A 12891-nucleotide genomic window follows, 5' to 3' on the forward strand; every position below is an offset into this window, starting at 1 on the left:
CGGCCGGAGGAGCCGCTGCCGCCGCCACCGCCGGAGCCGCCGCCGCCGCCGCCCGAGCCGCCGCAGCCGCCGCCCGGTCCGCCGCCCGGCACCCAGCCCTGCAACGTGGACACCCAGTCCGGCGGGGCCGGGGAAACGCGGACGCGCCACTACCTCGGACCGACCCCCGGGCCGGTGACGCTCGACTACGACGCCCAGACCGTGCCGGACCGGATCGAGGTACGCTATCGCGGGCGCGTCATCGCCGCGACACCGGGCATGGTCAGCGGCCGCGGGCGGATCGGCTTCGACTGGCGGCCGCAGGGCGGCGACAATGTGGTCGAGGTCGTCGTCATCGGCCCCTTCGCCAATACCCGCTGGCGCTACCGCCTCAACTGTCCGGTGAACTGATGCCCGTAAGCTTCACGACAGCCACGTTGGCGCGGCGAACCGCGCTGCGGCACACTGCGCGGCGCAAGACGGGATGCCCATGAGCAGCACGACCACCGCCGGACTGATCAGCCTGGTGCCCTCCTCCGGCATCCAGTTCCTCGACATCGACTTCGATGTCGACCGGCTGCCGCGCGGCTCGCGTTCCTTCTGGGAGGAGACGCTGCGCGAGCAGGTGGACCATGAGGGCAAGTCCCCGGTCATCCTGCGCGTGCTGGAACAGGATGCCGACGGCAACCTCGCGGACCCGGTCACGCGCCAGGTGCCGGCGGCGGAGGAGACCTACGCCATCTCCCGCGCCCAGGCGCTGGAGGCCTTCCTGAACAAGTGGGTGCCGCTGCCCTATTTCCGCGTCCATGCGCGCGGGGCGGACGGCAAGGAGGTCTACGACCGCGGCCCGTCCAACTGGGCCCGCGCCTACATCGCCGAACTGCCGCAGCGCGACGCCGAGGGGCGGTCGCACCGGCTGGTGCTGGCCTTCGACACGGCGCTGATGCCGCGCGCGCCGGAGCGGCCCTATGTCGCGCCGGCGCCGGAGGACAGCGCGCGCCAGCAGGAATTCGCGCCGGTGTGCGGGCATGCGGAGAATGCCTGGTTCCTCAACGAATCCTGGGTCGGGCAATGGCTCGAGGAAGGCTTCCGCGAGCTGCGCCAGGCGCAGCGCGGCGGGCGGGCGCTGCGGCCGGAGGATTTCCCGCATGCCTGCGAGCATTGGGCGCGCTACCTCGGCTTCCTCGGCCTGCTGGAGGGCATCGGCATCCTGCCGCGCATCCGGCTGGTCGATGTCGTCTCCGACAATCGCGGTTATGCGCCGATCAATGTCGACCTGGTGCTCGATGTCGGCAATTCGCGCACCTGCGGGCTGCTGGTCGAGGAGAGCCAGGATGCGCCGTCGCTGAACAATTCCTCCGTGCTGGCGCTGCGCGACCTGTCGCGGCCGGAGCACGTCTATGCGCGGCCCTTCGAAAGCCGGGTGGAATTCGCCGTCGGCTCGTTCGGGCGGGATGCGATCTCGCGACGTTCCGGGCGGGCGAATGCCTTCCGCTGGCCGTCCCCCGTGCGCGTCGGGCCGGAGGCGATGCGGCTGGCGGCGGCGACGCAGGGCAATGAGGGCGCGACCGGGATCTCTTCCCCCAAGCGGTATCTGTGGGACCGGCGGCCGAACGTGCAGGGCTGGCGCTTCAATGGTCGCGCGTCCGACGGCGTGACCACGGAACCTCCGGTCTCCGGCCCCTTCATGGCGCATGTCACCGAGACCGGCGAGGCGCTGCGCATGCTGCGCGGCCGCGGCCAGCCGGCGGTGCGGGCGCGCTTCTCGCGCTCGGCCATGTTCACCTTCCTGCTGGCCGAGCTGCTCATGCAGGCGGTCAGCCAGATCAACGCGCCGGCGACGCGCGCCGCACGCCGCTTCGCCGACGTTCCGCGCCGGCTGCGCCGCGTCATCCTGACCCTGCCGCCGGCGATGCCGCTCGCCGAGCAGAAGATCCTGCGCGAACGCGCCGAGGGCGCGATCAAGCTCGCCTGGGACATGCTCGGCTGGACCGAGGCCGGGCCGACGGCGCCGCCCGAACCGCGCGTGCTGCTCAACCTCGACGAGGCGACGGCGACGCAGGTGGTCTGGCTCTACACCGAGATCACCCAGCGCCTGCAGGGCGATGCGGCGGGGTTCTTCGAACTCGCCGGGCGGGTGCGGCCGGAACGTGGGCCCAATCCCTGCCTGCGGGTGGCCTCCATCGACATCGGCGGCGGCACCACGGACCTGATGGTGGTGACCTGGAGCGTGGAGAACCGCGACACCATCGTGCCGCGCCAGGAATTTCGGGAAGGCTTCAAGATTGCCGGCGACGAGGTGCTGGAAGGGCTGATCACCCACCTGGTGCTGCCGCAACTCGGCGATGCGCTGCGCGCTGCCGGCATGTCCGACCCGCAGGCCTTCCTGCGGCAGACGCTCGGCGGCGATCGCGGCGGGCAGAGCGAGGTGGAACGCCATCTGCGCCGGCAATTCGTCGCCCAGGTGCTGGAACCGGTCGGCCTCGGCGTGCTGCACGCCTATGAGCGCATCGAGGGCCGCGTCATGGGCGAGCTGTTCCGCGCCACCATCGGCGCGGTGCTGGCGGGGGAGGCGCAGCCCGCCAATCCCCGCGCCATCGCCTTCTTCGAGACCGCGGCGCGCCAGGGGGGCGCGCGCGGCTTCGCCATCGCCGATGTCGAGGTCGCCGCCGATGCCCGCCGCGTCGAGGCCGTGATCCAGGCGACGCTCGGGCCGGTGCTGGCCGATCTGTGCGAGGTGGTCTGGCACTACGATTGCGACGTGCTGCTGCTGTCGGGCCGGCCGTCGCGCCTGCGCGCGGTGACGGATATCGTGCTGGCGAAATCCCCGGTGCCGCCGCATCGCATGATCGGCATGCACCGCTACGCCGTCGGCGGCTGGTATCCCTTCCGCGATGCCAATGCACGCATCGAGGACCCCAAGACCAGCGCGGCGGTGGGAGCGATGCTCTGCGCGCTCGCCGAAGGGCGGCTGGAGTCCTTCCTCATGCGCACCAGCCAGCTCGGCATGAAATCCACCGCGCGCTACATCGGACGGATGGAGATCTCCGGCCAGATCCGCGAGCAGGGGGTGCTGCTGTCGGAGGTCGATCTCGAAAAGCGCCCCAATCCGGGCGACGAGGTGACCTTCACCATGACCTTCGCGGCGCCGACCTTCCTCGGCTTCCGGCAATTGCCGATCGAGCGCTGGCCGGCCACGCCGCTCTATGCGCTGGAATTCGCCAACCCTGAAAGCGTTCCGCGCATGGCGCTGCCGCTGCGGGTGAAGATCCGGCGCGCGGACATGGACCCGGACGCGCCGGGTCAGGAAGAGAAGCGCGAGGATTTCCGCGTCGAGGAGATCGAGGATTCGGAAGGCACCGCGCTGCGGCGGACCGATGTGGAGATTCGGCTTCAGACCATGAAGAGCGAGGCCGGGTACTGGCGCGACACCGGCGTGGTAGGGATGGCATGAGGCTCGACGTGACCAGCGACGCCACGCTCGCCGCCGCCGCCCGCGGCACGGCGGAGGCCGCCACCGACGCGATCGGCTGGCTCGCCGACAACCGCGCCAAGGTGCGGGAGGAGGCGCAGGCCGTCGCGCGCGACTTCAGGAAATTCGCCCGCCGCGCGCGCAGGCTGGAAGCCGCCGCGGAGCGGCCGATGTGCGTCGCGGTGTTCGGCCCGTCGCAATCGGGCAAGTCCTACCTGATCTCCGCACTGGCGCGGCGCGGGCAGGATCCGGTGACGGCGATGTTCGACGGCGCGGCGCTCGACTTCGTGCGCGACATCAACCCCGAGGGCGGGCAGGAGGCGACCGGCCTCGTCACCCGCTTCACCCTGCGCCCGCCTTCGGCGATCCCGGGCCATCCGGTGGCGCTGCGGCTGCTGTCGCAGACGGATGTCATAAAGATCCTCGGCAATACCTTCCTCGAGGATTTCGACCCGGCGGAGGTGGACATCCCCTCGCCGGAGCTCGTGCAGTCCCACTGCGGGAGATACGCCGCGCGGGCGGGCGGTGAGGCGGTCGATCGGCTCACCGAGGACGACATCGATGACCTGCGCGAGTATTTCGAGGGCCTGTTCCGCGGCCATCCGCTGGTGCCGGGGCTGGGTTCGGCCTTCTGGGCGCAGGCCGCGTCGATCGCCCCGCGCCTGCCGGTGGCGGAGCGGGCGGGCTTCTTCTCCATCCTGTGGAACGGGCACGAGGCCTTCACCGCTGCCGCGCGGGAATTGCTGCAGGCGCTCGCCGCGCTCGATTTCCCGGACGAGGCCTTCGTTCCGCTCGATGCGCTGTCGCCGCGCGAGACGTCGATCATCGACGTGCGCACGCTCGGCATGCTGGGCGATCCGGCGGACGGGAAGCTCGCGGTGCGGACGCGCGCCGGGCGCCAGGCGGTGCTGCCGCGCGCCGCTGTCGCCGCGCTGGTGGCGGAACTGACCATCGCGCTGCGCGACAAGCCGTGGGATTTCTTCGAGGTCACCGACCTGCTCGACTTCCCCGGCGCGCGGTCGCGCGAGAAGCTGACCCAGCCCGGCCGCTTCCTGGCGGAGAAGGGCAAGTTCCCCGGCCTCTTCCTGCGCGGCAAGGTCGCCTACCTGTACCAGCGCTACTGCGCGGAGCAGGAGATCACCTCCATGCTCCTCTGCATCGGCCCGTCGAACCAGGAAGTCCGCACCCTGCCGCGGATGATCAAGGACTGGGTGGACGGCACGCTCGGCGTGACGCCGGAGGAGCGCGCCCGCCACCGCAACGCGCTGTTCCTGGTGCTGACAAAGTTCGACACCGAGTTCGAGGAGAAGAAGGGCGCGACGGAAGGCACCGGCAGCCGCTGGACCATCCGGCTGAACGCCTCGCTGCTCGACTTCTTCGGCAAGGAGCATGACTGGCCGCGCAACTGGGCCGCCGGCCAGCCCTTCGCCAATACCTACTGGCTGCGCAATCCGAATGTCGCGGCCAAGCACATCCTCGACTACGACGAGCATGGCCGCGAGGCCGCGCCGCGGGCATCGGAAGCGCCACGCCTCGCCCGGCTGCGGGAGGAGTTCCTCGCCAACGAGGATTGCCGGCGCCACTTCTCCGACCCGGTCCGCGCCTGGGACGCGGCGATGACGCTGAATGACGGCGGCATATCCTACCTGGCGGAAAGCCTGCGCCCGGTCTGCGACCCGGCGATCAAGCGGGGCCAGATCGCCGCGCGGCTGGAAGCCCTGCGCCGCGACATGGCGGGGCGGCTCTCGCCCTACTGGCATTCCGGCGACCTGACCCAGGAACTCGCCAAGCGGCGGGAGGAAGCGCGCATCGTCGGCCGCGCGCTGGTCGCCTGTGCCGCGGCGCAGGGCTTCGGCCGCCTGATCCGCAGCCTGCAGGTGACGCCGGAGGAACTGACCTCCGCCTGGTGGCGCATGCAGACCGAGCCGGACGAGGAAGCCCCGGTCGGCGCGCGGGCAGGGGAGGAGGACTACCTGGCCGAGCTCGGCGATCTCGTCGCCCCGGCGGCGCAGGGCGAGCACCGCGCGCGCGACGCCTTCGAACGCTACGCCGACATGGCCGTGGCGGAGTGGATGGACAAGATGCACCGTGCCGCAGCCGAGCCGGAGATGGTCGAGCAGCTCAAGCTGCCGCGCGACGCCGCCGCCGCGCTGGTCGCGCAGATCGGCGCCGGGGCGCGGCGCACGGGGCTTTCCGCGCGCATCGCGCAGCGCCTGCGCGAGGCCGCCTCCTACCGCCAGAAGCTGAGCGAGAGCGCGAGCAAGCCGGTGATGGTCGCCGAGGGCGTGGTCAACCGCTACGTCCACATGCTCGGCTATGGCGACATCGCGCCGGAGGCGCGTCCGCGCGCGGGGCGCACCGATCGCCCGGTCTTCGCGCCGCGCCCGCCGGTGAACGGCATGCCGAATCTCGGCGTGCAGCCGGAGCCCTACGACAAGCAGTACCATGTCGACTGGATCAGTGCCTTCTCGCGCCTCGCGGAGGAGAACGTTACGGCGCCCGGCGGGCTCGAGATCGACGTCGCGCAGAATGCGCGCCTCGGAAAGATCCTGGGCGTGCTCGGCAGCACGGCATGACGACGGTACGCGCCGCGGCGGACCCGGCCCATCCCGAGGGCGGGCACGCCATCATCCTGCTGCAGGGCGTGATGCAGCCGCCCGCCGACCCGCGCTTCCGCATCCTGCGGGAGGGCTGGGCCAAGGGCACGCTGGGTCCCGAGGGCTGGCAGGTGAGCGACGCGCTGATCGCACCGGACCGGGTGGAAACCTCGCCGCAGGGCGTGCGGCTGTATCTCGGGCCGCAGGTGGTGGATTGGCTGGAGGCCGGGCCGGTGCTGTTCCGCCTGCCGGCCGCGAGGCTGGAGGCGCCGCTTTTCTGGCCTGACGTGCCGCCGCTGCATGGCGGCAGCGGAAACACCATCGCCGTGCCGCCTCCGGTCGCGCGCTCCGCGCCGGCCGCGCCGCCGCCTTTGCCGATCGAGGACCCGGACGCGACCATCGCTCTCGCCCCGCCGCGCCCGGCCGCGCCGCCGCCGCTCTCGGTGCCGCAGCAGCCGGCGCCCGTGGCGCGGTCCTCCTCTGCCTTGCCGTGGATCCTGCTGGTCCTGCTGCTGCTGGCCGGCGCCGGCGGCGGCGCCTGGTGGTGGTTCTACGGGCGCGGGGAGCCGGGCCCGGCCCCGGAGCCGCAGCAGGAAGACCCGGTCATCATTGCCCCCGAGCCGCTGCCGCGCCCCGAACCACCGCAACTGCCGCCGGTTCGCCCGCAGGCGGAATCCCAGGCGCCGGCGAGCCTCGACGGCCTGCCGGTGCCCGAGGTGATCGCCCGCGCCGCCTCCCCCGCCGCCATTGCCGAGGAGGCCGCCCGCCGCTTCGAGTCCGGCCGCTACGATGATGCGCTGCTGCTCTGGGAAGCCTCGGCTCGCGCAGGGCATGCGGCTGCCCTGACGCGGCTCGCCGGCCTCTATGATCCGGTCGGCTTCCAGCCGGGCCGGCCCTTCCGCGACCCCGATCCGCGCCAGGCGGCGCGGCACTACCGGGAGGCCGTGGCCGCCGGCGATCCCGGCGCGGCGGAGCCCCGCGCCCGCCTGCGCCGCTGGCTGGACGACCGCGCGCGGGAGGGCGACATCAACGCGCCGCTGACCATCAGGGATTTCTGGCAATGACGCCGCGCCGACTCCTCCTGCTGGCCTCCGCCGCCCTGCTGCCGCTCGCCGCGCAGGCGCAGACGGTGTCGCGCCAGCCGCTGCTGATCCCGGGCAAGACCACGCTGTTCCAGCGCGTCATCCTGCGCCCGGGCGCCACCCTGCATGCCCGGCCCGATGCGCGGCAGGGCCAGCCGCTGCCGGGCTTCTCCGTGGCGCATGTCTATGCCCGCCGCGACGGCTGGATCGAGATCGGGCGCGAGGCCGATGGCCGCACCCAGGGCTGGGTGAAGGAGGACCGCGCGATCGACTGGCGCCACGCCATGGTCGGCGCCTTCACCAACCCGGCGGGCCGCGAGCGCACCATGTTCCTGCGCGATGCGGACACGCTGCGCGGGCTGCTCGGCTCCCCGTCGATGACGCAGGACGCGGTGGCGCTGCGCGCCGCCGCCGGCCAGCCGGGCAGTCCGGTGCTGGCGCTGGAACCCGAAACCTTCGTCGACATCCAGCGCAACTTCTACCTGTTGCCGATCCTGGAGGCGGAGACCATCCAGCGGCGCGACGGCACGCAGATGCGCCTGCTGGAGGTGATCTCCGCGCCGGCGGAACTGCGCCCGGCGCCGCAGCAGGCGGATCCGGCGCGGCTGCGCGACTTCCGCGGCGCGGTGGTCTTCGTCATCGACAGCACCATCTCCATGCAGCCCTACATCGAGCGCACGCGGGCGGCGATCCGCCACATCATCGGGCGCATCGGCGACACCGCGGTGCGCGACAATTTCCGCTTCGGCATGGTGGCCTACCGCGCAGACATCTCGGCGCGGCCGCAGCTCGAATACGTGACGCGGCTGGTGGCGGCGCCGGACCTCTCGCGCCCGCCGGGCGCCATCCTGCCGGCGCTCGAGCAGGTGCGCGCGGCGACCGCCTCCACGGAGCAGTTCGACGAGGACGCGATCGCCGGCCTGCGCGTCGCGATCGACCAGGTGGACTGGTCCGCCTTCGGCGGCCGCTACGTGGTGCTGATCACCGATGCCGGGGCGCTCGATGCCACCGATCCGAAGTCGCAGACGCGGCTCGGCATCCCGGAGATCAAGGCGCTGGCGGAGGCGCGCGGCGTCGCGCTGTTCGCCATCCATCTGCAGACCCCCGAAGGCCGGTCCAACCACGCCCATGCGCGCGCCCAGTACACCGAGCTGACGCGCTACGGTGCCGCCGGCTCGCTCTACTTCCCGGTCGAGGGCGGCAGCCCGCAGGCCTTCGAGCGGGTGGTGAACGGGCTGACCAATGCGCTGTTCCGCCAGGTGGCGGACACGGTCGGCCGCCCGATCGGCGGCGTGGAACCGGCCCGCACGCCGGAAGCCGAGCGCATCGCGCAGCAGGTCGAGATCGTCGGCACGGCGATGCGGCTCGCCTATCTCGGGCGGGAAGGGGGAACGACGGCGCCGGATGTGGTGCGGTCCTTCACCACCGACCGCGACCTGCGCGACCCGACGCTCGCCGCGCTGGATGTACGCGTTCTGCTGACGAGGAACCAGCTTTCCGACCTGTCGCAGGCGCTGACGCGCATCCTCGATGCGGGGCTCGCCGGGCGGACCGATCCGCGGTCCTTCTTCGGGCAGTTGCGCGCGGCCTTCGCGGCGACGGCGCGCGACCCGCAGCGGCTGGGCAACCTCGCGCGCGTCGGGCAGGCGCTTGGCGAGTACCTGGATGGGCTGCCCTACCAGAGCCAGGTGATGGAGCTGAACGAGCAGGAATGGCTCGCCATGGGCGCCGCCGCGCAGCGCGAACTGATCAACGGCATCGAGGCGAAGCTGCGCCTCTACCAGGAATTCGCCGCGCGTCCGGACCTCTGGGTGACGCTCGACGGGCGCCCGGGCGGGGAGGCCTTCTTCCCCGTGCCGCTCGACGCGCTGCCGTGACGCGGGTTTGCACGCCGCATGCGCCGGCGCCCGCGTCCGTGGGCTTGGCTTGCGCACCCCGCACTCGCGCGCCGATGGCGACGGCCGGTCCGGGCGCGGCCGCGCCTTGCGCTCCCGGCTCGCGGCAGGACCGCGGGCCGTTGGGTGTCGCCCGATGACAGTGCTGCTGTCCCTGCGCGGACTGCACAAGGCCTATCGCGGGGATGCGGCACCCTTCGCGCTGGACGTGCCGGCGTTCGACCTCGCGGAAGGCGAGGCGCTGGCGCTGGCGGGCCCCTCCGGCAGCGGCAAGTCCACCTTGCTGATGATGCTGGCGCTCGCCACGCCGCCGGATGCGGCGGAGGAATTCACCTTTGCCGGTCAGGATATCACGCGCCACTGGCGCGCCGGCCGGCGGGACGCGCTGGCGGAGCTGCGCGCACGATGCATCGGCGTCGTGCCGCAGACCGGCGGGCTGCTGCCCTTCCTGACGGTCGAGGGCAACATCGCCCTGACGCAGCGCATTGCCGACCGGCCCGATGCCGCGCGGGTGCGCGCGCTGGCGGATGAGCTCGGCATCCGCGCGCAGCTCGGCAAGCGGCCGGCGGCGCTTTCGGTGGGGCAGCGGCAACGTGTTTCGATCGCGCGGGCGCTCGCGCACCGGCCATCGCTGGTGCTGGCGGATGAGCCGACGGCCTCGGTGCATCCCGAACTCGCCGATGCGGTGCTGGCCCTGCTCAAGCGCGAATGTGCCGCCGCCGGCGCGGCGCTGCTGGTCGCGACCCACGACCCGGACCGCGCCGCGCGTGCCGGCTATCCCGTGCTGGTGTGCGAGACGCACGCGCCCGGCGCCGATGGCATTGCGCGTTCCGTCTTCGCGCGGGCGCCGCTCGCCGAGGCGGCCTGACCATGCTGCGCCTGGCGCTGGCGGATCTGTGGCATGAGAGAGTGCTGTTCCTGTGCTCGGCGCTCGGCTGCGCGGCGGTGCTGGCGCCGCTGATCGTGCTGTTCGGCTTGCGCCAGGGCGTCGTCGCCGGGCTGCGCGCGGAATTGCTGGAGGATCCGCGCGCACGGGAGATCGTCTCGGTGGTCAACCGCACGCTGGAGCCGGCGCTGTTCGAGCGCCTCGCCGCCGATCCGCGCATCGCCTTCGTCGTGCCGCGCACGCGCGCGCTCTCGGCGACGATCGTCCTCGAGAATCCCGAGCGGCAGGGCAACGGCATCCGGGTGGAACTGCTGCCGACCGCACAGGATGATCCGGTCCTGCCCGGTCTGAGCGTGCTGGATCAGGACGAGCTGGTGCTGTCCGCCACCGCGCTGCAGCGGCTGGGCCTGAGCGTGGGGGACCGGGTCATGGCCTCCGTCGCCCGCAGTCGCGGCAGGGAGCGCGAGGTGCTGACCCTGCCGATGCGCGTGGGCGGTGTCGCACCGCTTGCCGCGGCGGCGCGCGACGCGGCCTTCGCCACCGTGCCCGTGCTGCTGCTGGCGGAGGATTTCCTCGACGGCACCGCGCCCGCCGATGCGCGGCCGGCGAGCGAGGCCGAGGCGCGCCGGCGCCCCTTTGCGGGCTTCCGCCTGCACGCCGCGCGGCTCGAGGACGTGCCCGCGCTGGACCGCGAGTTCCGCCTCGCCGGCATCGAGGTCGCCTCGCGCGCGGAGGCCGTGGCCGGGCTGCTGCGGCTCGACCGCAACCTGGCGCTGCTGTTCGTGGCCATCGCCGGGGCAGGGGGCGCGGGCTACCTGGTCAGCCTCGGCGTCGGGCTGTGGGCGCAGGTGGAACGCAAGCGGCGTGACCTGGCGCTGCTCTCGCTGCTCGGGCTGAAGCGGCGCGCGCTGCTCGCCATGCCGCTGATCCAGGCGGCGGCGGTTGCGCTGGCAGGGGCGGCGCTCGCCTTCGGCATCGCGGCGGCGGTCGCGACGGTGCTGAACCGCGCCTTCGCCGGGACCGTCACCGGGGACCGGCCCGTTTGCCTGCTGAACGCCTTCATGGCCGCCGGCGCGGCGGGGGTGACACTGGCCGGGGCGCTGGTGGCGTCGCTGCTGGCGGGGCTGCGGGCCGCGGCGGTGGCGCCGGCGGAAGGGCTGGCGGAGGGGTGATGACAGGCGTAGGGCGCAATTGGAGGGGCGCCGCCCCTCCAAGCCTCCCCGCCAAAGGCCGAAAGGCCTTTGGAAACCGTGACCTGGTGCCGGGGAGAGAGGAGAGCCCCGCAACCTTGGCATCCGGCGCTCGCCACGCGGCGGGGTCCGTTCCCAGGCGTCCTTCGCCCGGTCACGGCTTCCAAAGGCCTTTCGGCCTTTGGCGGGGTGGTCCGGAGGGGCGGCGCCCCTCCGGCCTCCTTCTCGCCCTGGCGCTTCTTGCCGCCACCCCCGCCGTCGCCCAGACCCCCTGGCCCGCCGACTTCACCAACCCGCGCGCCGCCGATGGCGACCTCGTTCTCCCCATGCCCTGCGGCGGCGCCATGGCCTTCCGACCTGTCGAAACGCCCGCCGGCCCCGGCGCGCTGGACGACCGCCCGGTGACGCTCGGCACCACCGACCCGGCCGGCGGCGTCGCCGAATTCGCGCGCCGGGAGGCCGTGGCCGGCCCCTTCACCGCGCAGGGCCGCGACGTCGCGGTGTTCTGGATCGGCAAGTACGAGGTCACGCGGGACCAGTTCGCGGCGGTGATGGAGGAACGCTGCCCGACGCCCTCGGCCAATGGCCGGCTGCCGGCGGCGACATTGTCCTGGTTCGACGCCGTCGCCTTCGGCCAGCGCTACACCACCTGGCTGTTGCGCAACGCCCAGGCGCGCCTTCCGCAGGCGGACGGCACGCCCGCCTTCGTCCGGCTGCCGACGGAAGAGGAATGGGAATTCGCCGCGCGCGGCGGCGCGGCGGTGAGCGAGCTCGACTTCCTCGCGCGCAGCTTCCCGATGCCGGAGGGCACAGCGCGCTACGCCTGGTTCCAGGGGCCGCGCTCCGCGGCTGGGCGGGCGCAGCCGGTGGGCATGCTGGAGCCGAACCCGCTCGGCCTGCATGACGTTCTCGGCAATGTCGGCGAGATGGTGCTCGAACCCTTCCGGGCCGTGCGCGTCGGCCGGCTGCATGGCCAGGCGGGCGGCGTGGTGGTCAAGGGCGGGGATTTCCGCACGCCGGAGACGGCGTTGCGCTCCTCGCTGCGCATCGAGATTCCGCCCTATGACGCGACCGACGGGCAGCCGACGCGGCTTGCCTCGGTGGGTTTCCGGGTGGTGCTGGCGTCCCACGTGACCACCAGCCTGCGCCGCGCCGAGGCGCTGAACCGCGCCTTCGAGGCCGAGAGCCGCGCCAGCGGCACCGAGGCGGAGAACGCCCGCCGACAGATCGCCTCGATGCGGGAGGGCGCCGATGCCCGTCTGCGCCAGAGCCTCGATCGGCTGGAAGCCGGGCTGATGGCCGCCGAGCGCGCGCGGCTGGAACAGGAACGCGCCGGCATCCGCGCGCAGCTTGAAGGCGCGGCCGTGCTGGCGCGCGCAGCGGGCCAGTCGCAGCGGCGCATGGATGGCATCCAGCCGCTGCTCGCCGGCGCCGACGTGGTGCAGGCGAGCGCCGAGATGCGGCGGGACTGGGCGCGGGCGCTGGAGCAGCTTCGCGTCGAGCGCGAGCTGGCCCTGGACGGCTATGCGCGCATCGTCGCCGACCTCGGGCGCTCCGCCGACCGGGCGGTGCTGGAAACCGAGGCCGGCGTGGTGGCGCGCGAGGCGGAAGCGCGCGGCCTGCCGGAACTTCGCCCCTATCTCGATGTCGCGGCGCGACATGCGGCTGATTCGCGCGACGGCGGCCTGCCGCCGCGGGACCGGATGCGGGAGGAGGTGCTCGCCGCCGCCCGTGCGGCCGGCCCGCCGGCCCAGGCGGCGGCACCGGCAGCGCCGGCGCCTGCCTCGCCG

Annotated in this window: 8 protein-coding genes; all 8 read left to right on the forward strand. The window is 73.2% G+C overall.

Annotated features, from left to right (window positions below; translation table 11 throughout):
• The coding region (locus tag GXW74_RS27360; RefSeq protein ID WP_211850042.1) for a hypothetical protein at positions 1-390 on the forward strand (390 nt) is incomplete at its 5' end.
• A 79-nt stretch (positions 391-469) separates the two neighbouring features.
• Positions 470-3433 (forward strand): virulence factor SrfB, encoded by a 2964-nt coding sequence (locus GXW74_RS27365; RefSeq protein ID WP_211850044.1) that lies wholly within the window; start codon positions 470-472, stop codon positions 3431-3433.
• An 8-nt stretch (positions 3434-3441) separates the two neighbouring features.
• Positions 3442-6027, forward strand: a complete 2586-nt coding sequence (locus tag GXW74_RS27370) for a virulence factor SrfC family protein (protein ID WP_211850045.1) — start codon at positions 3442-3444, stop codon at positions 6025-6027.
• A complete protein-coding gene (locus GXW74_RS27375; RefSeq protein ID WP_211850047.1) occupies positions 6024-7112 on the forward strand; it encodes a hypothetical protein in 1089 nt (362 codons plus the stop codon). The genes GXW74_RS27370 and GXW74_RS27375 overlap by 4 nt, the downstream gene beginning before the upstream one ends.
• On the forward strand, positions 7109-9007 hold the full coding sequence (locus tag GXW74_RS27380) for a vWA domain-containing protein (protein WP_211850049.1): 1899 nt from the start codon (positions 7109-7111) through the stop codon (positions 9005-9007). The genes GXW74_RS27375 and GXW74_RS27380 overlap by 4 nt, the downstream gene beginning before the upstream one ends.
• A gap of 154 nt (positions 9008-9161) precedes the next feature.
• Positions 9162-9893, forward strand: a complete 732-nt coding sequence (locus GXW74_RS27385; RefSeq protein ID WP_211850051.1) for an ABC transporter ATP-binding protein — start codon at positions 9162-9164, stop codon at positions 9891-9893.
• A gap of 2 nt (positions 9894-9895) precedes the next feature.
• Positions 9896-11083 carry an FtsX-like permease family protein gene (locus tag GXW74_RS27390; protein ID WP_211850053.1) on the forward strand — a complete coding sequence of 396 codons (1188 nt, stop codon included), beginning with the start codon at positions 9896-9898 and terminating at the stop codon, positions 11081-11083.
• Between the two features lie 362 nt (positions 11084-11445).
• Positions 11446-12891 (forward strand): SUMF1/EgtB/PvdO family nonheme iron enzyme (locus GXW74_RS27395; protein WP_211850060.1); only part of this gene is annotated, 1446 nt, incomplete at its 3' end.

The organism is Neoroseomonas eburnea (assembly GCF_018129005.1).
Lineage (GTDB): Bacteria > Pseudomonadota > Alphaproteobacteria > Acetobacterales > Acetobacteraceae > Neoroseomonas > Neoroseomonas eburnea.

Bases quoted from the DNA above. Each gene is read 5' to 3' on its own strand.
- GXW74_RS27390 (WP_211850053.1), top strand. From the start codon at position 9,896: ATGCTGCGCCTGGCGCTGGCGGATCTGTGGCATGAGAGAGTGCTGTTC.
- GXW74_RS27365 (WP_211850044.1), top strand. From the start codon at position 470: ATGAGCAGCACGACCACCGCCGGACTGATCAGCCTGGTGCCCTCCTCC.
- GXW74_RS27375 (WP_211850047.1), top strand. From the start codon at position 6,024: ATGACGACGGTACGCGCCGCGGCGGACCCGGCCCATCCCGAGGGCGGG.
- GXW74_RS27385 (WP_211850051.1), top strand. From the start codon at position 9,162: ATGACAGTGCTGCTGTCCCTGCGCGGACTGCACAAGGCCTATCGCGGG.
- GXW74_RS27380 (WP_211850049.1), top strand. From the start codon at position 7,109: ATGACGCCGCGCCGACTCCTCCTGCTGGCCTCCGCCGCCCTGCTGCCG.